The organism is Streptomyces sp. NPDC051104 (assembly GCF_040682835.1).
GTDB classification, from domain to species: Bacteria; Actinomycetota; Actinomycetes; order Streptomycetales; family Streptomycetaceae; genus Streptomyces; species Streptomyces cynarae.
In genome coordinates, this window is the sequence record NZ_JBFBBS010000011.1 from 121494 (window position 1) to 142394 (window position 20901).

Genomic DNA, 20901 nt, shown 5'->3' on the forward strand with positions numbered 1-20901 from the left:
CCCGCCGCACCGGCTCCCGTCCCGCGGTGCAGTCTGCCCCGGGCCGGCGCGTCGCACCAGTGCGCATACCGAGGCGGCGGCGGCCGGCCGGCGCACTCGCGCGGATGCGCCCCACGGATTTGCGCCTGTTCCCCGCTCCCTTCCCAGGTGCGCCTTTGAGTGGCTCAAAGATGCGTTTATGCAGGTGAGAAGGCATGTGAAAGGTGCCTATGATGCAGAGGTCCGACCGAGTGATCCGGACATCGGCACGCCCCGGTAAGGAGTCCCGCCGTGAGTACCTCCCAGATGACCCGACCCGGCGAGACCCTCGACGTGGACCGCAGTGACCCCGAGTACCGGGCCTGGCTGAAAGCGGCCGTCCGCAAGGTCCAGGCCGACGCCAACCGTTCCGCCGACACGCATCTGCTGCGCTTCCCACTGCCCGAGCACTGGGGCATCGACCTGTATCTGAAGGACGAGTCGACCCACCCCACGGGCAGTCTCAAGCACCGTCTGGCGCGCTCGCTGTTCCTGTACGGGCTGTGCAACGGCTGGATCCGGCCGGGCCGCCCGGTGATCGAGGCGTCCAGTGGTTCCACGGCCGTCTCGGAGGCCTACTTCGCGAAGCTCATCGGCGTGCCCTTCGTCGCGGTCATGCCGCGCACGACGAGCGCCGAGAAGTGCCGCCTGATCGAGTTCCACGGCGGGCGGTGCCATTTCGTGGACGACCCGCGCACGATGTACGAGGCCTCGGCCGCCCTCGCGGAGGAGACCGGGGGCCACTACATGGACCAATTCACCTACGCGGAACGGGCCACGGACTGGCGCGGCAACAACAACATCGCCGAATCCGTCTTCCGCCAGCTGGAGTTGGAGCGGTTTCCGGAGCCCGCGTGGATCGTCGCCACGGCCGGCACCGGCGGCACCTCGGCGACCATCGCGCGGTACGTGCACTACATGGGGTACGACACCCGCGTCTGCGTCGCCGACCCGGAGAACTCCTGCTTCTTCGAGGGGTGGACGACCGGCGATCCGGAGGTCACCTGTGACCGCGGCTCGCGGATCGAGGGCATCGGCCGGCCCCGGATGGAGCCCAGCTTCGTACCCGGCGCCATCGACCGGATGATGAAGGTCCCGGACGCGGCCGCAGTCGCCGCGGTACGGGCCCTGGAGCGGGCGATCGGCCGCAAGGCGGGCGGCTCGACCGGCACGGGCCTGTGGGGTGCGCTGAAGATCGTCGCGGAGATGGTGGCCGACGGGCGCACGGGCAGTGTGGTCACCCTGCTGTGCGACCCGGGGGACCGCTATCTGGACAAGTACTACTCGGACGCGTGGCTGGCCGAACAGGGACTGGACGTCGCACCGTACGCGGCGGCGATCGAGTCATTGCTGCGGACGGGGGTCTGGCCGGGCTGATCCCGGCCCGGCGCCTCGGTGACGGGGCTGGGTCCCCCTGCTCGGCGAGTTGGGGGAGTGCGCCTCAGGCGTCGCGAGCCGGGCGCCCGTCCTGTTCGGAGCTCTGACCCGCGAGCCTGCGGTCCAGGGCCGTCACCGCGCCGCGGAACACCCGTGCCAGGGCACCGCGCGACAGCCTCACCAGCAGGCGGAAGAGCGCGTTGCCGTCGGCCGCCCACGTCCACTGCACACGGGTGCCCGTGCCGGCGGGGCTGAGCCGCCACTCCTCGAGCAGGGCGTGGACGCCGGGGACGGTCGCCTCGTCGACCCGGTACGCGTACAGCTCGTCGGGCTCGGCCGCGACGATCGTCTCGCGGAAGCGGGTGCCGCCGGCGAGACGCACCTTGCGTCCCACGCCCTCGTCGATGAGACCTATGGACCTCACCGCGGGAAACCAGTCGCTCCAGCCGGGGACGTCGTCGGCGAGGGCCCGGAAGACCACCTCGGGGGAGGCGGTCATCTCCCCGGCGAACACGAGCCGTACGGGAGCGGTCCGCGTGAACGCGAGTCCCACCGGGCGCAGGCGGTGTGCCATGGACGAAACCTCCTCGCGGGACGTGCGCGAACGGAAGCCGGCTCCGCTTCACCTTAGCTGCCGCGGTGTCAGCTGTCTGTGTCTTCCTCGGACTCTCCCGCGACCACCAGCCGCCGCAGATGCTCCGAGATCTCCATCCGCGCGTCCGTCGGCAGCCCCGCGTCGGTCACCAGCGTGTCGACCTCCTCCAGCGCGGCGAACGAACTCAGGCCCACCGTGCCCCACTTGGTGTGGTCGGCGACCACGACCACACGCCGTGCGGACTGCACGAGCTGCCGGTTGGTCTCGGCCTCCGCCAGGTTCGGCGTCGACAGGCCCGCCTCCAGCGATATGCCGTGCACCCCGAGGAACAGCACGTCGAAGTGGAGGGAGGCGATCGCCCGGTCGGCGACGGGGCCCACCAGCGAGTCGGACGGGGTGCGCACACCGCCCGTGAGGACGACCGTGGCCGCGCCCTGCCGCTGGCCCGAGGTGCGCTGCGCGGCGTGGAAGACGTCGGCCACTCGCACCGAGTTGGTGACGACGGTCAGATCCGGCACGTCGAGCAGGTGCTGGGCCAGCGCGTACGTCGTCGTGCCACCGGACAGCGCGATCGCCGTGCCCGGAGTGACCAGCTCGGCCGCGGCCCGGGCGATGTCCTCCTTGGCCGTCAGCTCCAGGCCCGACTTCGCCTCGAACCCCGGTTCGTGCGTACTGGCCTCGACCACGGGCACCGCGCCGCCGTGCACCTTCTCTAGCACGCCCTGGCGGGCGAGCGCGTCGAGATCGCGGCGGACCGTCATGTCCGAGACGCCGAGCTTGCGCGTCAGCTCGTTCACGCGGACGCCGCCGCGCCGTCGCACCTCGTCCAGGATCAGGGCACGGCGCTGCTCCGCGAGGAGGTTCTGATTCTCGCTCACGTCCGCTCCGTCCCCTTTCATCCCATCACATCCCGCATGTCGCCTATACCGGCTCGGACGAGGTCATTCTCCCGCCGCCGACACCGCGGACGCCCCATCCTCGCACGCCTCGCCGCAGGTGGCGGCATCGCCCGTCACCTGGGATCCGTCCGCCCTCCCCGCCGCTGTCACACGTATCGGGGAGATTCCGCGCCGGCAGGTGTGCGCCGCCGGCGCAGCGGAGATCCTCTCGCTGCTCGGGACACACCGTACGCAGCACGGCGGAAGAGCGGAACAGTGGAGCGTGCACGGGAACACGAGGGGGAGTGCGGCGACTTCGCCGAGCCCTCCGCGCCGGCCCTGGAACTCAGGGTGCACGGAGTCGGTGGCACCACGCCCGAGGAGATGCTCGGCGATGCGCGCACGGTGAGGATCACCGGTGACGAGACGGCCGCGGTGTACCGGCGCGCCGACGACGCCGACGCGGAACGGCGGCCCGGCGGGCACCGCGACGAGCCGGTGCCCGAGGCGTACGTCTGGTGCAACCTGACCTCCGGGAACGCCGCTCGCGCCCTGTGGTTGTTGCTGCTGCCGTTCATGGTCGCCAATCTCGCCCACTGGATGCGCCCCACGACCATCGGCCGGCGGCGGACCGTCCGCCTGTACGGAGTGATCGTCCGGCTCGTCGGGCTCTCCCTGACCGTGCTGCTGGTCGCCGCCGCCTGCGAGGTGGCCCTGGACCTGGTGGCCTGGCAGTGCGCGGGCACGCGCGCGTGCGCCGGGCGCCACAGCTGGCTCGGCTTCCTCTCGCCCGCCGTCTCCGGCCACGGCTGGTGGAGCCGACCCGGCAGGCGCCTCGCCCTGGCGTCGCTGATGCCGACGGCGCTCACCTGCCTGCTGTGGTACCTCTCGCACCGCACCTGGAGCGCCTACGAGTCCCAGCAGCCGATCTCACGCGATCCCGGGACCGACGACGAGTCCCACCGTGTCCCGCTCGGCCGCCCCGGGTTCTGGTACGGGCGCCGGTTTGTGGCCCGGCTGCGCGCCGCGCACACCGCCGCCGGCTTCCTGACGGTCACGGCGGCGCTCGGCGGCAGCGCCGCCCGCTACGACCGCCGCCACGGCTCGGTCCAGCTGGAAGTGCTCGGCTGGCTGCTGCACCTGGTGTTCCTCGGGGGCGCGGTGGTCGTGCTGTGGGTGGTGTGCCGTCGGGGGCGCTCGGAGAACCGGCTCGACGAGGATCTCGACCGGGCCCTGGTGCGATGGCTCCCCGCGGGCGCCCTCGCCCTGCTCGTCGTGACCATGGTCTACGCCGCCTGGTCCCGACCCGGCTGGCACTCGCCGGGCCGGCTGCCCGGCGAGGCGGCGTTCGGCGCGCTCACCCTGGCGCAGGGCGTCCTGGTGATCGCGCTCGGTGCCGTCGCCCACGTCCTGTACCGCACCCACCCCGACACACGCACCGCGATGCGCGGACTGGCCGGACCCGCCGTCGCGCTGCTGGCCTGCGCGCTCGGCGGCGTGATGTCCGGCGGCGTGGCCCAGCGGGTCGCCGACTGGCTGGACGGCACCGGGCACACCCTGACCGGCCCGCCCGCCCTGCTGACCTGGCAGGCGTCCACGATCCCGCCGCTGCTGCTCGTGCTGCTCCTCCTCGCCGGCCGGCTGGCCTGGCGCACCCGGCTGCTACGACGCGCCGGGACCGTCGCGGTCGAGGCGGAGTACCCGGGGGAGTCCAGGGACACGGCCCGCACCCTGCGGATCGCGCACACGCGGGCGATGGCCGCCCTCACCGACCGGGCACCGCTCGTCGTCGCCGTCACCTCCGCCATGACCCTGATCCTGGGCGCCGCCGCCCTGGCGGGGGCCTTCGCCACCGGTGACACTCCGGGAGGAGCCGCACGCGGCAGCCCACCGGTCATCCGGGCCGCCGCCGAGACCTGCCAGGCCCTCGGCTCCTGGCTGATCGGCATCGGCTTCCTGCTCTTCGTCACCTGGGGTCGCCGTGCCTACAAGGACGCCTCCGCGCGCCGCACCATCGGCATCCTGTGGGACGTCGGCACGTTCTGGCCGCGCGCCGCACACCCCTTCGCCCCGCCCTGCTACGCCGAGCGTGCCGTGCCCGACCTGACCTGGCGCATCGCCACCTGGACGAGCTCCACCGGAGGGCGCCTGGTCCTGTCCGGGCACTCCCAGGGCAGCGTGCTGGCGGCGGCCGCGGCCCGGCAGCTGGGGCCCTCCGTACGCAGGCGGGTGGCCCTCCTGACGTACGGCTCGCCCCTGGAGCGGCTCTACGGGCGCTGGTTCCCGGCGTACTTCGGCCCGGCCGCGCTCAGCTCCCTGCATCGCGAGGTGGACTGCTGGCGCAATCTGTACCGCCTCACCGACCCGATCGGCGGGCCGATCCGGCTGCACGGCGACTGCGGCCCGCAGGTGGACCACCCACCGCTCAAGGACCCGCTCGCCTACGGGCGGACCCCCGAGCACCCGCTGCCCGCGCCGATCCGCGGACACGGCGACTACCAGGCGGGCCCCGCGTTCGCCGAGGAGCGCGAGCGACTGCTGGCGCGCCTCAGACCCGGGCTGCCGGCGCCGCGGGAGGCGAACACCTCCTCGGCGCCGGGCGCTGCGGGAGGCTGGCGCGCTCAGCGCAGTTCCGGCAGGTCCTCGGGGTAGAGCAGGGACAGGTCGTCGGTGCTGGCGTCCGCGAGCTGGGCGACCCGGCCCGCGTGCCGCTCCACCATCGCCTCGAAGGTCTGGCGCGCGGTGCGGCCGTTGCCGAACGTCGGCCCCTTCGGGATCGCCGTGAAGTACTTCAGCAGCGCCTCGGCGGTCCCCGGTCCGAGCCGGTACTCGTGCTCCTCGGCCTGCTGCTCGACGATCCGCAGCAGTTCCTCCGCACCGTAGTCGCCGAAGGTGATCGTCCGCGAGAACCGCGAGGCGACACCGGGGTTGACGGACAGAAAGCGTTCCATCTCCGTCGTGTAGCCCGCGACGATCACCACCACGGCCTCGCGGTGATCCTCCATCAGCTTCACCAGCGTGTCGATCGCCTCACGCCCGAAGTCCCGCCCCGAGTCCTCCGGCGACAGCGCGTACGCCTCGTCGATGAACAGCACTCCGCCGCGTGCCCGGTCGAAGGCCTCCTGGGTGCGGATGGCCGTGGAGCCGATGTGCTCGCCGACCAGATCGACCCGGGAGACCTCCACGAGGTGGCCCTTCTCCAGGACGCCGAGCGAGGCCAGGATCTCGCCGTAGAGACGGGCCACCGTCGTCTTGCCGGTGCCGGGGGAGCCCGTGAACACCAGATGCCGCCGCACGGAGGCCGCCTTCAGGCCCGCCTGCTGCCGGCGGCGCCCCACCTCGATCATGTCGGTGAGGGCCCGCACCTCACGCTTGACGCTCTCCAGGCCCACGAGGGCGTCGAGTTCGCCGAGCACATCCTGCGAGGTGCGTGCGGGCCTCGGCTGCTCGGGGAGCGGCGTGACGAGTGGCTCCTGCTCGGTGGTGCGCTGGCTCGGAATGCCCAGCAGACCGGGCGACGGGCTCGTCGTCTGCACGGCCGTCTCCTGGGTCACCGCGGGCCGCAGTCCGGCGCTCTCGTCGCTGGCGCAGTCCTCGACGACCGCACCGCCCCCGCCGGGCGCGCCCGGGCCGCCGTCCGCGAACTCGTAGCCCCCGCGCGCACACCGCTCCGTACGGCACTTCCGCAGCGTGGCGCGGCAGCCGTCGATCACATGGAAGCCGTAGCCGCCGCTGCCCGTCACCCGGCAGTTCAGGAAGCTGCCCCGGCCCTCCGCCGAGACGTAGAAGCCCGCCTCCGCCGGCGAGGTCACCGTGCAGCGCTCGATGGTCGGATCGGCGCCCTTGGTGACGATCACGCCGGTCCGGGTGCCGTCGATGGTGCAGCCGGACAGCGTGCCGCCACTGCCGTGGTCCCGGAACCAGGCGCCCGTCGCCGCCTCCCGGACACGGCAGTCGTCCAGCTGAGCGGTGGCGCCGTCACTCACCGACACCGCCGTGTTGCGCACCTGGGAGAGGTCGCTGTCCACGACGTCCACGCGTGAACCCCGGTCGAGGACGAACAGGGCGTCCGGCACGTCGTGCACCCGGCAGGAGTCGAGCACCGCGGTCGCGCCGTCGCTGACCCACACCGCCGGGTAGTCCCCGGTGCTGTCGAAGATCTCGCACTGGTTGGCGTCCACACGAGTGCCCGGGTCCCACACCGACAGGCCGTTGCGGCCGAACTGCCGCACCGTCGTGCGGGTCAGCGTGAGCACCGAACGGGACCTGAGGTCGACCGCGTTCTCCGGGATGTCGTGGATGCGGCAGTCGGCCAGGGTGAGCACCGCGTCCGTGTCCATCGTGACCCCGTCCGCGGTGGTGCGGTGCACATCGCAGTCCGTCAGGTGCGCCGTGGCCCGCCCGGTGATCTGCACACCGGAGCCCTTCACCTCGTAGACCTCGCAACCGACCGCCTCCAGCGAGGAGTTCTCCCCGGTCGCCGAGAGGCCCGCGCCCGAGGTGTGGTGCACCCGGCAGCGCTCGAGGCGCGGGTGCGCTCCGCCGCGCACGGCGACGCCGGACTGGGCCGCCGCCACCACCTCGCACTCCTCGAACACTCCGCCACCGCCGTCCAGGACGGCGATGCCGATGCCGGCCGGGTTGTCGACCGTGCAGCGCCGCACCGTGGGGCGAGCGTTGCCGCGGACCTCGATGCCGGCCGCGGACCGCGTCATGATCCGCACGTCGACCAGCTCGGGCGTGCCTTCCTCGACGAGGAGCGCGGGCGCCGCCGCGTCCTGCCCCTCGACGTGCAGGTCCTGGACCACGGCGGAGGCCCGTACGGTCAGCGGCACGCCGTCCACCGGCGCGATGCGCACCGAGCCGGGGGAGCCCTCGGGCCCGCGCAGCGTCACCGCACGCTGGACGACGAGGTTCTCCCGGTAGGTGCCGGGCGCGACGGTCAGGACGTCCCCGTCGCCCGCGGCCTCCAGGGCGGCGGCGAGTGACGCGTATTCACCCGTGCGGCGCCGCCACCGCGATGTGCCGGTGTGCGTCACCTGGACCGTGCCCTGTGCCATGGCGCTGCTGTGCCCCCACCTCGTTGCTCACGCGGGTTCTCGCGAAGATGCCGGACGGCCCGGCGGGTCAACCGTAGCGTGCGGGGACGCGGCCGGTGACCGGAGGCCGAACGCCGTCAACTGCCCGTGCCGGTACGGCCCCAGTCCGGGCCTGCCTTGTCCCACGCCTGGTCCCAGCGGGCGTAGCGGCGGAGGACCAGGCGCCAGACGATCAGTCGGCGGCAGCCCTCGATGAGTCCCGCGGTCATCGCGGCCGCGCCGAAACCGGCCAGCACGGCGTGCGTCGTGGCGGTGGCGCTGTCCAGCGGGCGGGCGGTTGTTCGGCCGTGGTCGTCGGTCCAGAGCGGGAAACGGTCACCCGGGTGCGGGGAGGACAGGGTGGCCAGAACCGTGCCATGCTGCGCGGTGCCGTCCGGGGCGGTCCAGTCGGCGAGGACGCGGCTGTGCGCGTCCCGGGTCGTCGAGGAGTCCGGATCGGGGTCCAGCGATCCGCGGTTGAGCTGTTTGACGACGGTGGCCGCCACCTGGTGACGGCTGTGCTGCTGGTCCCGTACGGACCGCTGCAGGGAGTCCTGGGCGACCGAGCCGATCAGCGACCCGGCGACGGGCGCGGCGACGAGGATCAGCAGTAGGGCGACCAGCGCCACCCAGGCCTCGATCAGGTCGGTCGTGCGGCGCAGCGGATTGTGCCGCCAGCGCCACAGGCCGTTGATTGCTCGCACGTGCCGCACCCCCTTCCGCGTCCGTGATAACCCCCGCACCCGGCCGTTCACTCTCGAGGCCGGGGAAGAGAGAGGGAAATCACCTCTCTCCCGCCCCGCACGCCTCTCACGAACTTCTCACGCGGACTCAACGACCGCGGCCCTCGCCCGGGTTCCCACCCGTGCGTGGCATCGCGGCCTTTCGCGCCCCGGGTTCGGAACATCCTGTTCGCACTGCGGCGCGGGCAGCCGGAAACGGCTCGGCGCGGTCGGGGGAAACGGCCGGAGCGGCCGGCCGGGCCCTATTCGAGGATCGTGACCGGGTCGCCGACGCGGACCAGGCCGGTCGTCTCCGGTACGAGGTTCTGCCCGAAGGCGAGTCGGCCGCCGAAGCGGCGGTGGCGGGCGAGGGTGCGCAGCGGCTCCTTGCCGCGCTCGGCGGTGCTCTGGTCCGTGGTGGTCACGACACAGCGCCCGCACATCTTGGCGACCCGGAACGTGACCTCGCCGAGGGAGATCCGCTTCCAGCCGTCCTCGGCCCAGGAGTCGGTTCCGGCCACGACGAGGTTCGGCCGGAACCGGTTCATGGGCAGCGGGCCCTCGTCGGCGTGATCACCCTGTGCGATCAGGGAATTGAGGGCATCCAGAGAGGCGACCGAGGTGAGCAGCAGCGGGTAGGCGTCCGCCAGGCTCACGGTCTCGCCCGGGCGCCCGTACGGCGGGTCGTCGATCGGGCGGCGGGTGGCCGGATCGTCGAGGTGGACGAGGGTCACACGCTCACCGAGGAAGGCGCTGAACCACTCGCTCGCCTCTGGGCCTGCGGGAACCGTCTCGATCTTCTCTCCCGCCCACTTCGCGGTCGTCGTGCCGACGGGATCGGGCACGGCGACGGTCAGCGGCTCAAGAGCTTCCGCGGACACCCGGACACCGCCGCCGGGCAGCGGCTCGGCGGCCGCCAGCGCCAGAGTCGGGCGCTCGCGTTGGGTGACGACCTTGCCGGTGTCGTCGATCAGTGCCCAGCGCCGGTCCCCGGCCAGCCCCCATGGCTCCACCACGGCCTCGTGGGGCGCCTGACCCCGCAATGCCTTGACCGGGTGGACGTGAATCGAGTGCAGCGCTGAATTCGGCATGAGGCCATCGTGCCACCGGCATCGACGGCCTCACCCGGTCCGCGGATCAGTATCCGCGGTACTGCTGCCCGTTGTTGTACGGGTCCTGGTAGGGCGCCGGGGCCGGCCGCTGCGCCGCGGGGCGCATCGACTCGTAGCCCGAGGCCATCGGGCGCGGCTGCTGCATCTGCTGCGGGGCCGGGTAGCCGCGCGGCCCCGCCTGCTGCGGGATGTACGCGGTCGGGGCCTGCTGCAGCGGTGCGGGCTGCGGTGTCTGGGGGTAGCCGTAAGCCGGGGCCTGATGGGAGGGCCCGGACGGCAGCGCGGGCAGCGCCGACGGCAGTGCGGGCAGGCTGCTGCCCGGCGTCTCGTACGCGGAGGGGACCCGGATCGGAGCGATCTGCGGGGTGCCCCGCTCGGCGACGAGCTTGTCGTAGATCGGAGTGTCCGGGAAGGGCGACGCGGAGTAGTAACCGCCGCCATAGGTGGAGCGGGGGGAGGTCATGGGACATAAGTTAAGCCCACGATGTGCTGGTTGGGGAGACCGATAAGAGGGTTGTTTTCCGTGCCGTGGGTGACGCGGGATCCCCAATGCGAGCGAACTTGGCAAAAAAGGGCGGCAAACTGGGTCCGGATCGTGTAAAGGCCGAGTTCCGGGTGGGTTACCGGCGGTTGAGCAGCGGTCTCGCGGGGCGGGTCGTGGGAGTCCGGGCCCCCGGGGGAATAGGTTGGCCCCACGGATGCGAGGCGCTGCCCGGGCCCCGGTCCCGGCGTGGCGACAGGTGGATGGGGGCGGACATGTCGATGGCGAAGGGGTCCAACCTTCAGGTGCCGACCAAGGCGCTGCGCGTGGAACTGGGCCGGCGTTCCGGACCGGGCGTGCCCGACGCGGACGCCTCGGCGCTGCTGCTGGTCTCCGGCAGGGTCCGTACGGACGGAGACCTCGTCTTCTACAACCAGCCCGCGCATCCCTCCGGCGCGGTGCGCCACGAGGGCAAGCGGGACCTGGGCGGACAGGTGACGGACACCCTCCTCGTCGACCTCACGCGCGTGGAGCCCGAGGTCGAGACGGTGGTGCTCGCCGCCTCGGCCGACGGCGGCACGTTCGGCCAGGTGCCCGGCCTGTACATCCGGGTGCTCGACGCCCGGCAGGGCACGGAGGTCGCGCGCTTCGACCCCGCCGCCACCGTCGAGACGGCGTTCGTGCTGGGGGAGTTCTACCGCCGCCAGGGCGCCTGGAAGTTCCGCGCCGTCGGTCAGGGCTACAGCAGCGGACTCGAGGGCCTGGCCACGGACTACGGGATCACGGTGGACGAGCCGCAGCACGCCGCGCCCCAGCCTCCGCCCCCCGCCCCGCCGACGGCACCTCCCACCCCGGTACGCCTCACCAAGGTCACGCTCACCAAGCAGGCCCCCACCGTCTCGCTGGCCAAACAGGGCGGCACCTCCGGAGCGATGCGCGTCAACCTCAACTGGCAGGTGCGCGGGCAGCACTCCGGCGGGGGCCGCGAACAGGGCCGGGCGGTGCCCCGCCACGCGGACCTCGACCTGGACCTGTGCGCCCTGTACGAGCTGTCCGACGGCAGCAAGGGCGTCGTCCAGGCGCTCGGCAACTCCTTCGGCTCGCTGCACCGGCCGCCGTACATCCACCTCGACGGCGACGACCGCACCGGAGCCCTCGACACCGGCGAGAACCTCACCGTCAACCTCGACCACAAGGACCGCTTCCGGCGCATCCTCGTCTTCGTGACCATCTACGAAGGCGCCCGCTCCTTCGCCGACCTGCACGCCACGGTCACGCTCCAGCCGCAGCACGGCGCCCCCGTCGAGTTCTTCCTGGACGAGTGCACGGTGCCCTCCACCGTGTGCGCGCTCGCCCTCATCACGAACACCGGCGGCGACCTGGTCGTCCAGCGCGAGGCCCGCTATCTCGTCCCGGAGCGAGGGGTCAGCCCGCAGCGCACCGTCGACCGGGCCTACGGATGGGGCATGAACTGGACACCGGGCAGGAAATGACCGGATCGTGCGCCATCGCCATCGCCATCGCCATCGCCATCGCCATCCGGCCCGCTCAGCGCTCGTCCGGCACCGCGTCCGGGCGCGCGTACGTGCGGCCCTTCCATGCCGCGCCACGCCCCCGGTAGTGCTGCACCGCCGAATCGACCGTCATCAGCAGGTACAGGAAAGCGGTGACCGACAGCAGCGGAGCGAGCCACAGCGGCTGACGGTAGTAGCGCAGCATGGGCACGTACGTCGCCGTCATCACCGCCTTCGCGAGCCCGCCCACCACCACGGCCGCCACATCGCCGCTGACGATCCCGGCGACCAGCGCGACGGACGGCACCAGATAGACCAGGGTGAGTCCGAGCACCGTACCGACGAGCAGCAGCGGATTGTGCCTGAGCTGGGCGTAGGCACCGCGCGAGACCATCCGCCACAGGTCGTGCAGCCGCGGGTACGGGCGCACGCTGTCGACCCGGTCGGCAAGCCCCAGCCAGACGTGGCCGCCGCTCCTCTTGACCGCGCGAGCGAGCGCCACGTCGTCGATGACGGCCTGCCGGATGGCGTCCGGAATCCGCGCCCGCTCGGCCGCGTCGGCCCGCAGCAGCGCGCAGCCGCCCGCCGCGGCCGCCGTCCGCGACCCCTTCACGGCGATCCGGCGGAAGGGATACAGCTGCGAGAAGAAGTACACGAAGGCGGGCACGACGAGCCTGTCCCACACGCTCTCCACCCGCAGCCGCGCCATCTGGGAGACGAGGTCGAAGCCGCCGGTGTGCGCGGCCGCCACCAACTCCCGCAGGCTGTCGGGCGCGTGGGCGATGTCGGCGTCCGTCAGGAGCAGATACTCGGGCGCACGCGCGCGTGCCAGTCCGATTCCGTGGCGCACGGCCCACAGCTTGCCCGTCCAGCCCGGAGGAGGCCCGCCGGGGGAGCCCACGGTGAGCGGCAGCCCGCTGTGCCGCTCCGCCAGCTCGCGCGCCAGCTCCCCGGTGCCGTCGGAACTGCCGTCATCGATCAGGAAGACTTCGGCGCGCCCGGGATAGTCCTGCGCGAGCAACGAGGGGAGACTGTGCGGGAGTACGGCGGCCTCGTCCCGCGCCGGTACGACCACACAGACGGACGGCCACTCCTCGGGCTCCCGGCGCGGCGGCAACCGCACATCCGTACGCCAGAAGAAGCCCTGGCCGAGCAGCAGCCACACCCAGGCTGCCAGTGACGCGACGGCGATCCACACAACGGCACTCACCCGTGGCAGTCTGCCCCACCACGGGGTCCGTTGGGTGCATCGTCTATGGTTGCCGGGTGAAGATCGCGCTCATGGACTCCGGAATCGGACTGCTGCCGGCCGCCGCCGCGGTACGCCGTCTGCGGCCAGACGCGGACCTCGTCCTCTCCTGGGACCCCGACGGGATGCCGTGGGGGCCGCGCACACCGGAGGACATCACGAAGCGGGCACTGGCCGTCGCGGAGGCCGCCGCCGCCCATGGTCCCGATGTCCTGATCGTCGCCTGCAACACCGCGTCCGTGCACTCGCTGCCGGAGATGCGTGCCCGTTTCGAACCGGACCTGCCGATCATCGGCACGGTCCCGGCGATCAAGCCGGCCGCCGCAGGGGGCGGACCTGTCGCGATCTGGGCCACGCCCGCGACCACGGGCAGCCCCTACCAGCGGGGGCTCATCGAGGAGTTTGCGAACGGCGTGACGGTCACCGAGGTGCCGTGCCCCGGACTCGCGGACGCCGTGCACCATGCGGACGACTCCGCGACCGAGGCCGCGATCGCCGCCGCCGCGGCGCTCACCCCGGACGATGTCACGACCGTCGTGCTCGGCTGCACCAACTACGAACTGGTCGCCGACCGCATCCGCGAAGCCGTGCAGAAGCCCGGCGCGGCGCCGCTCATCCTGCACGGAAGCGCCGGGGCGGTGGCCGCGCAGGCGCTGCGCCGCATCGGTGAGGGTCCGGTGCCGGAGGCTCCCGCCGAGGGCGGTCTGACGGTCCTGCTGAGCGGTCGGGAGACTGTACTGCCGGCCGAGGCGCTGACGTACCCCGAGGGCAGGTTCCTGCAGGCGGTCAGCCCGGCGCGGTGAGCGACGCGGGCGACAGAACCGGCTCTTGGCCTAAACCGGTGATGCCGCACGATGCGGTGCCCCCGTTACGGAACATGGGTACTCTCGTGGCATGAGGGACCACCCCCACGGTGACGAAGCCCCGCACCCCGACATCTGGACAGGGCGGGCGACCAATCGGGCGCAGTGGCTGGCGGCGCTCGTCGGTGCGGCCTGCATGGCGCTCGGCATCGAACTGGCCGTCGACTCCGCCTGGACGTCCGGCATCGCCCCGCTCGTCATGTCGGTCGTGGGCTGTATCGCGGCCGGCCTGCTGGTCCTCTTCGGTACGCTCGCGTTCGTGCACGTCGCCGTGAAGGTCGACGAGGAATGCCTCGAGGTGCGCTGCGGCCACATCGGTGTGCCGCGCCGCCGCATCCCCCTCGCCCACGTCGCCGGTGCCGAATTCGTGCCCCGCGTCACACCACGCCAGTGGGGAGGCTGGGGCTACCGCTGGCGGCCTGAGAAGGGCACCGCCGTCGTCGTACGGCGTGGTGAGGGTCTCGTCCTGCGCCTGTGGGACGGTCACACCTTCACGATCACCGTGGACAACGCCGAGACGGCGGTACAGGTCATCCGTGCCCGGCTGCATCCGACGCTTCCCGGCGCCACGCACTGACTGCTGTCTTCCTTTTCCTCTATTACTCGTATTACTCGGATGGCCGGCCCGGCCTCTTCTTCGCTGACCGGTGGTATCAGTGGCCGGCCTCCTCTTCATTGGCCCGGCGGCTCCTCGTCCGCCAGCGGACGCGCGGTAGCGATCCCGGCCAGGAGTCCCGCTCCCGCCGTCACCGTGGTGAAGCTCAGCGCGTTGCCGAGCGACGCGATCACCGCCAGCGCCGTCAGCGCGGCGCCCGCCGTGAGCGCGAGCGGGGTGGGGCGCCGGGTGCGCCACAGCGCGTACAGCACCCAGCAGAAGACCGCCGCGAGCAGGGCCGCGCCGAGCAGCCCCTCCTCGGCGGCCTGCTGAACGGGCGCGGAGTGCGGTTTGCCGTCGGGCAGAAGGGACTGCGCGGCCGTGACGCTCAGATCGCCGAAGCGTCCGGGGCCCACGCCCAGCGCGGGGTCCCGGTGCGCCAGCGCCAGCGCGTCGTGCCAGAGCAGGACCCGGTGCCGACTGAGCTGGTCGGTCAGGAACGACCTGAGTCCGTCGGGGAGGACGTCCTCGGTGATCCCCCAGGTCAGGCCGGTCACCAGGGCCGCCACGAACCCGAGGGCGGCGAGTGCAGGGGCGCGGTGCCGGGTCCGGTCGGCGGCGAGCGAGCACAGCAGCACACCGGTGCAGGCCACGAGGCCGGTCGTGGAACCGATCGCCGCCGCGACCACCGCGATCCCGGCGGCCGACAGACGTAGCGCCAGCCGTGCCGCGGGGGCCCGGGCCGCCCACGCGGCGCAGCACGCCGCCCCCGAGGAGAGCGTCAGCAGCGCTGCGGTCCCGCCGGTGCGCCCGAGCGGCACGGCGAACTGCGGGCCCACCGCGACGTGCGGGGCGGCCACGGCGAATCCGACACCGGCCAGGGCGCCCGCGACGGGTGCCGCGACCGGGAGCAGCGCGCCGAAGATACGTCCGGACGCGTATCCCGCGGCGACCGCGAGCACAGCGAGCAGGACGCCCTCGGGCTTGCCGCCGTGTGCGGCGGCCGTGATCAGCGACCACACCGCGCACGCGCCCAGCACCAGGACGCCCGCCGTGTCCGAGGCGTTCCGTCTCTCGTCCTCCGTGTCCTCGGCCCTGGCCTCGGACTCCGTCCTCGTGGATCCCACCGCCGCCCCCCTGTGACGGACCCGACCGTCCCGGCCGCCCCGTCCGGCCGTGGTGCAGAGCTCCGGCACACCGTATCGGGTGGTGCGCCGGTTGTGGACGGGTTGTGCAGAAACGATGCAGCAGGGGGCGGCCCATGTCCGGGCACAAGGGGTGGACCGTCCATGGTGCAGCCACGGGCCGCGCTGTCCGCGCCGTGGTCGCGCGCCGTAGACTCCCCGGGTGACCGTCACCGCAACATCCGTGGGCGAGCCGGAACAGCTCGAACCCGCGGCCGCACCAGCACCCGCCCGTGGCGTCCGCCGGGTGCGGCGTGTCGTTCCGGCCGCCGTCGCCTCGCTGTCCGGCGTGCTGCTCTACGTCAGTTTTCCGCCCCGGACCCTGTGGTGGCTGGCCCTTCCGGCGTTCGCCGTCTTCGGCTGGGCCGTGCGCGGCCGTACCTGGAAGGCGGGTCTCGGCCTCGGCTATCTGTTCGGCCTCGGCTTTCTGCTGCCGCTGCTCGTGTGGACCGGTGTAGAGGTCGGCTCCGGACCGTGGCTCGCGCTCGTCGCGGTGGAGGCGATCTTCATCGCGCTGGTCGGCGCTGGCATCGCGCTGGTCTCCCGGCTGCCCGCCTGGCCGGTGTGGGCGGCGGCCGTGTGGATCGCCGGAGAGGCGGCACGCGCGCGCGTGCCGTTCGGCGGCTTCCCCTGGGGGAAGATCGCCTTCGGCCAGGCGGACGGTGTCTTCCTGCCGCTCGCTGCGGTCGGCGGCACCCCGGTGCTCGGCTTCGCGGTCGTCCTGTGCGGCTTCGGGCTCTACGAGATCGTGCGGCTCGTCGTGGAGTGGCGGCGCACCGGAAACGCGCTGCGGCGCGGGGCGGCCGTCGCGGCGCTGATCAGCGTCGCCGCTCCCGTGGTGGGGGCTGTCGCCGCGCGCTCCCTGGTCAGCGACAAGGCGGAGGACGGGACGGCGACCGTGGCCGTCATCCAGGGCAATGTGCCCCGCTCCGGACTCGAGTTCAACGCCCAGCGGCGCGCCGTCCTGGACTACCACGCGCGGGAGACCGAGCGCCTGGCCGCCCAGGTCGAGGCGGGCAAGGTCGCGCGGCCCGACTTCGTGCTGTGGCCCGAGAACTCCTCCGACGTCGACCCCTTCGCCAACCCCGACGCCGCCGCCGTGATCGATCGCGCCGCCAAGGCGATCGGGGTGCCCATCTCGGTCGGCGGCGTCGTGGAGCGGGGCGGCAGGCTCTACAACGAGCAGATCCTGTGGGACCCGGCCAAGGGCCCCGTCGACACCTACGACAAGCGGCAGGTGCAGCCGTTCGGCGAGTACCTTCCGCTGCGCTCGTTGCTGAACGCCATCAACCCCGACTGGACGGCGATGGTCCGCCAGGACTTCAGCCGGGGACACAAGCCCGGTGTGTTCACCATGGCGGGCGCCAAGGTGGGGCTGGTCACCTGCTACGAGGCAGCCTTCGACGGGACGGTGCGCTCGACCGTCACCGACGGCGCCCAGCTGATCTCGGTGCCCAGCAACAACGCGACCTTCGACCGCAGCGAGATGACCTACCAGCAGCTCGCCATGTCCCGTGTGCGGGCGGTGGAGCACAGCCGTACCGTCACCGTCCCGGTGACCAGCGGCGTCAGCGCCATCATCATGCCCGACGGGAGGATCACCCAGCGCACGGGCATGTTCGTCGCCGACTCGCTCGTCCAGAAGGTGCCACTGCGCTCCTACACGACCCCCGCCACCCGGCTCGGCACCCTCCCCGAGATGATCCTGGTGCTCATCGCGGCGGGCGGCCTCGGGTGGGCGGCGGCGTCGGCGGCACGCGGCCGCCGCGACCGTCACGTCCGGGCCGTCCGTCCCGAAGACGCGGGAGTGGCGGAACCGACCCGCTAGGGTCGGCCCATGGCTACTCCCGACTTCATCCGGACCATCCGGGCCTCCGCCGGTCATCAGCTGCTCTGGCTCCCCGGCGTCACCGCCATCGTCTTCGACGACGACGGCAGGGTGCTGCTGGGGCGCCGGGCCGACACCGGCCGGTGGTCGGCGATCGGCGGCATCCCGGAGCCGGGGGAGCAGCCCGCGGCCTGCGCCGTGCGCGAGGTCTACGAGGAGACGGCCGTGCGGTGCGTCGCCGAACGTGTGGTCCTCGTGCAGGCCCTGGCTCCGGTGACCTACGGCAACGGCGACACCTGCCAGTACATGGACATCACGTTCCGCTGCCGGGCCGTAGGGGGCGAAGCGCGTGTGAACGACGACGAGTCCCTGGAGGTCGGCTGGTTCCCGGTGGATTCTCTGCCGAAGCTGAACGAGTACGGCCTGCTGCGGATCAAGCAGGCCCTGTCGGATGCACCCACATGGTTCGAACCCACGAATCCACTGTGAAGTATGGGTGGTGACCATATGGGGTGGGGCACCGGCACTGCTTAGGGTCGGCACATGACCGTGCCCCACCCCCACACCACCTCAGTCGATCTCGGCGGACGAACCGCGCTCGTCACCGGCGCCGCCGGCGGCATCGGCCGCGCCTGCGCGCTGCGGCTGGCCGCCGCCGGGGCCAAGGTGAGAGCGGTCGACCGGGACGCCGCCGGTCTCGACGCCCTCGCCGGCGCGGCCCGCGATCTCGCGGGCACCGTCGAACCTCACGTCCTGGACCTCACCGACCTGGACGCCGCCGAACACGCCGCCGCCGGCACCGACATCCTCGTCAACAACGCCGGGATCCAACTGGTTCGCCCGCTCGAGGAGTTCCCGCCCGACGTGTTCCACACCGTCCTGACGGTGATGCTGGAAGCCCCGTTCCGGCTCATCCGCGGAGCGCTGCCCCACATGTACGGGCAGGGCTGGGGCCGTATCGTCAACATCTCGTCGGTCCACGGGCTGCGCGCCTCCGCGTACAAGGCGGCGTACGTCTCCGCCAAGCACGGGCTGGAAGGGCTCTCGAAGACCGCCGCTCTGGAAGGCGCCCCGCACGGCGTCACCTCGAACTGTGTGAACCCGGCGTACGTGCGCACCCCCCTCGTGGAGAAGCAGCTCGCCGACCAGGCACGGGCGCACGGGATCCCCGAGGAACGCGTGCTGTCCGAGGTGCTGCTCCAGGACAGCGCCGTCAAACGGTTGATCGAACCGGATGAGGTCGCCGAGGCGGTGGCCTATCTGTGCAGCCCGCAGGCGTCCTTCATCACCGGTACGTCGCTGGTCCTGGACGGCGGCTGGACCGCCCACTGAGCGGGGACATGTCGGACGTTGTCCACAGGCCCGGTGGGTCCGGGCCGGTCGTGGGCCATTCTGGGGACATGTCCCGCGATCACGTACAGTCCGCGCAGCGCCCCGGCACCGGCGCCGAGGCGCCCTTCCTGGAGCTCCTGGCCCGGGGCGCGTCGGCCGACGCCTACGAGCAGCCGGTGCTGCTCGCCCGCGCCGAGGGCCTGCCGCCCGAGCGCATCCGTGCGCTCGAGCAGGCCAAGCGGCTCGCGCTGCACGTGCGCGCCGAGATGGAAGGCAGACGCCGCCGCGAGGCGGAGCTGTCCGCGCTCTTCGAGACCGCCCACGACCTGGCCGGGCTGCGAGACCTCGACGCCGTCCTGCAGGCGATCGTCCAGCGCGCCCGCTCCCTGCTGAGCACCGACGTCGCCTATCTCACCCTGCACGACGAGTCCGCGGGCGACACCTATATGAGGGTCACCGAGGGGTCGGTCGCCGCCCGCTTCCAGCAGCTCAGGCTCGGCATGGGGGAGGGGCTCGGCGGGCTCGTGGCCCAGACCGCCCGCCCTTACGTGACGCCCGACTACTTCGAGGACGACCGCTTCCAGCACACCCGGACGATCGACACGGGCGTGCGTGACGAGGGGCTCGTGGCGATCCTCGGCGTGCCGCTGATGATCGGCGCCCAGGTCATCGGAGTGCTGTTCGCCGCCGACCGGCGGGCCCGGGTCTTCGAGCGGGAGGAGATCGCGCTCCTCGGTTCGTTCGCGGCGCTGGCCGCCGCCGCCATCGACACCGCCAACCTCCTCACCGAGACACGTTCGGCCCTGGACCGGCTGGCCCGTGCCAACGAGATCATCCGCGACCGCAGCGCCGTCATCGAGCGCGCCTCGGACGTCCACGACCGGCTCGCCGAACTCGTCCTGCGCGGCGGCGGCGTCCACGACGTGGCGGCGGCGGTGTCCCAGGTCCTGGACGGCACCGTCGAGTTCACCGAGGCGGATGCCGCGCCCGCCTCACCCCTGGAGGCGTCCCGTGCCGAGGGCCACGCCGTGCGGCACGGGGACGACTGGATCGCCGCCGTGACCGACGGCGGCGAACTGCTCGGCGCGCTGGTGCTGCGCGGCCATCCGGGGCTCGACCCCGTCGACCAGCGCACCCTGGAGCGCGCGGCCATGGTCACCTCCCTGCTGCTGCTCGCCCGCCGCTCGGCCGTCGAGGCCGAACAGCGGGTCCGGGGCGAGCTGCTGGACGACCTGCTCGATGCCCGCGACCGCGATCCGCGCGTGCTGCGCGAACGCGCCGCCCGTCTGCACGCGGACCTCGACGCCACCCATGTGGTGCTCGCCGCCCGCCTGGAAGGAGCCGCCGCCGACGCGGACCAGGAAGCGGCCGCCCGCCGCCGCCTGTGGTCCGCCGCGTCCCACCTGGCGGCCACACGGCACGGACTCGCCGCCGCCCGCGACGGCGGTACGGTGCTGCTACTGCCGCTCGAGGCGGGCGACACGGCGACGGACCTGGCCCGCCGCACCGCCCGGCACCTCGGCACCGCGGTCCACGAACCGGTCACCGTCGGCGCCTCCGCATCTGTCGAGGACCTCGCCGGCCACCCCGACGCCGTGGCCGCCGCCTACGCGGAGGGACAGCGCTGCCTCGACGCCCTTCGCCTGCTGGGCCGCGCCGGAGACGGGGCCGCCGCCGAGGACTTCGGCTTCCTGGGCCTGCTGCTCGCCGGGGACCGGGACATCGCCGGCTATGTCGAACGCACGATCGGCGAGGTCGTCGCCTACGACGAACGGCGCGGCACCGACCTCGTCCGCACCCTCGACGCGTACTTCGCCTGCGGGATGAGCCCGGCCCGCACCAAGGACGAACTGCACGTCCATGTGAACACGGTGGCGCAGCGCCTGGAGCGGGTGGGCCGGCTCCTCGGCGACGACTGGCAGAGCCCCGCCCGCGCCCTGGAGATACAACTGGCGCTTCGATTGCACCGGTTGTCGTCCCGGCCCTGACGCCGAGCGGCTCACTTGGTACGCCGCTGCTACGACGCGCACCGGCCCCGCACGCGTGAACGCACGGGGCCGGCCGGGAAGACTCGG

17 protein-coding genes are annotated in these 20901 nt (G+C 72.7%); 9 read left to right on the forward strand and 8 right to left on the reverse strand.

The window, feature by feature from the left end; genetic code table 11:
• The first annotated feature begins 285 nt into the window (after positions 1-285).
• Positions 286-1395 carry a PLP-dependent cysteine synthase family protein gene (locus AB0N14_RS18675; protein WP_366026818.1) on the forward strand — a complete coding sequence of 370 codons (1110 nt, stop codon included), beginning with the start codon at positions 286-288 and terminating at the stop codon, positions 1393-1395.
• Positions 1396-1459: 64 nt separating this feature from the next.
• Here AB0N14_RS18675 and AB0N14_RS18680 read toward each other — a convergent pair whose 3' ends face one another.
• Together AB0N14_RS18680 and AB0N14_RS18685 are read right to left on the reverse strand one after the other, a co-directional pair.
• The gene (locus AB0N14_RS18680; RefSeq protein ID WP_366026762.1) at positions 1460-1969 is read right to left on the reverse strand and encodes an SRPBCC family protein; all 510 of its coding nucleotides are present in this window, start codon (positions 1967-1969) and stop codon (positions 1460-1462) included.
• A gap of 68 nt (positions 1970-2037) precedes the next feature.
• Positions 2038-2868 carry a DeoR/GlpR family DNA-binding transcription regulator gene (locus tag AB0N14_RS18685; RefSeq protein ID WP_366026763.1) on the reverse strand — a complete coding sequence of 277 codons (831 nt, stop codon included), beginning with the start codon at positions 2866-2868 and terminating at the stop codon, positions 2038-2040.
• A gap of 384 nt (positions 2869-3252) precedes the next feature.
• Here AB0N14_RS18685 and AB0N14_RS18690 point away from each other — a divergent pair, with 384 nt between their 5' ends.
• Positions 3253-5520, forward strand: a complete 2268-nt coding sequence (locus AB0N14_RS18690) for a hypothetical protein (protein WP_366026819.1) — start codon at positions 3253-3255, stop codon at positions 5518-5520.
• Here AB0N14_RS18690 and AB0N14_RS18695 read toward each other — a convergent pair.
• The 4 genes from AB0N14_RS18695 to AB0N14_RS18710 all read right to left on the reverse strand — a co-directional run bounded on the left by AB0N14_RS18695 (position 5490) and on the right by AB0N14_RS18710 (position 10243).
• The gene (locus AB0N14_RS18695) at positions 5490-7928 is read right to left on the reverse strand and encodes a right-handed parallel beta-helix repeat-containing protein (RefSeq protein WP_366026764.1); all 2439 of its coding nucleotides are present in this window, start codon (positions 7926-7928) and stop codon (positions 5490-5492) included. The genes AB0N14_RS18690 and AB0N14_RS18695 overlap by 31 nt on opposite strands.
• A 116-nt stretch (positions 7929-8044) precedes the next feature.
• Positions 8045-8650, reverse strand: a complete 606-nt coding sequence (locus AB0N14_RS18700; protein ID WP_366026766.1) for a hypothetical protein — start codon at positions 8648-8650, stop codon at positions 8045-8047.
• 281 nt (positions 8651-8931) lie between these two features.
• A complete protein-coding gene (locus AB0N14_RS18705; RefSeq protein ID WP_366026767.1) occupies positions 8932-9759 on the reverse strand; it encodes an MOSC N-terminal beta barrel domain-containing protein in 828 nt (275 codons plus the stop codon).
• A 46-nt stretch (positions 9760-9805) separates the two neighbouring features.
• Positions 9806-10243: a DUF6643 family protein gene (locus AB0N14_RS18710; protein ID WP_366026768.1), complete on the reverse strand. Its 438-nt coding sequence runs from the start codon at positions 10241-10243 to the stop codon at positions 9806-9808.
• A 281-nt stretch (positions 10244-10524) separates the two neighbouring features.
• Between AB0N14_RS18710 and AB0N14_RS18715 the strand changes: the two genes are divergently transcribed.
• On the forward strand, positions 10525-11754 hold the full coding sequence (locus AB0N14_RS18715; RefSeq protein ID WP_366026769.1) for a TerD family protein: 1230 nt from the start codon (positions 10525-10527) through the stop codon (positions 11752-11754).
• Positions 11755-11809: 55 nt separating this feature from the next.
• Here AB0N14_RS18715 and AB0N14_RS18720 read toward each other — a convergent pair whose 3' ends face one another.
• Complete coding sequence (locus tag AB0N14_RS18720) at positions 11810-12985, reverse strand: glycosyltransferase (RefSeq protein ID WP_366026770.1); 1176 nt, start codon at positions 12983-12985, stop codon at positions 11810-11812.
• A 56-nt stretch (positions 12986-13041) separates the two neighbouring features.
• Between AB0N14_RS18720 and AB0N14_RS18725 the strand changes: the two genes are divergently transcribed.
• Complete coding sequence (locus tag AB0N14_RS18725) at positions 13042-13827, forward strand: aspartate/glutamate racemase family protein (RefSeq protein WP_366026771.1); 786 nt, start codon at positions 13042-13044, stop codon at positions 13825-13827.
• A 91-nt stretch (positions 13828-13918) separates the two neighbouring features.
• The gene (locus tag AB0N14_RS18730; protein WP_366026772.1) at positions 13919-14464 is read left to right on the forward strand and encodes a hypothetical protein; all 546 of its coding nucleotides are present in this window, start codon (positions 13919-13921) and stop codon (positions 14462-14464) included.
• Positions 14465-14559: 95 nt separating this feature from the next.
• On the opposite strand, the gene AB0N14_RS18735 is transcribed toward AB0N14_RS18730, so the two are convergent.
• On the reverse strand, positions 14560-15609 hold the full coding sequence (locus AB0N14_RS18735) for an O-antigen ligase family protein (RefSeq protein ID WP_366026773.1): 1050 nt from the start codon (positions 15607-15609) through the stop codon (positions 14560-14562).
• Positions 15610-15829: 220 nt separating this feature from the next.
• Here AB0N14_RS18735 and lnt point away from each other — a divergent pair, with 220 nt between their 5' ends.
• From lnt to AB0N14_RS18755, 4 genes are all read left to right on the forward strand, one after another.
• Positions 15830-17494, forward strand: a complete 1665-nt coding sequence (lnt, locus tag AB0N14_RS18740) for an apolipoprotein N-acyltransferase (RefSeq protein ID WP_366026774.1) — start codon at positions 15830-15832, stop codon at positions 17492-17494.
• 9 nt (positions 17495-17503) lie between these two features.
• Positions 17504-17983 carry an NUDIX domain-containing protein gene (locus AB0N14_RS18745; protein WP_366026775.1) on the forward strand — a complete coding sequence of 160 codons (480 nt, stop codon included), beginning with the start codon at positions 17504-17506 and terminating at the stop codon, positions 17981-17983.
• Between the two features lie 54 nt (positions 17984-18037).
• Positions 18038-18826, forward strand: a complete 789-nt coding sequence (locus AB0N14_RS18750; protein WP_366026776.1) for a 3-hydroxybutyrate dehydrogenase — start codon at positions 18038-18040, stop codon at positions 18824-18826.
• 68 nt (positions 18827-18894) lie between these two features.
• Positions 18895-20814 carry a GAF domain-containing protein gene (locus AB0N14_RS18755; RefSeq protein ID WP_366026777.1) on the forward strand — a complete coding sequence of 640 codons (1920 nt, stop codon included), beginning with the start codon at positions 18895-18897 and terminating at the stop codon, positions 20812-20814.
• Positions 20815-20901: the final 87 nt, after the last annotated feature.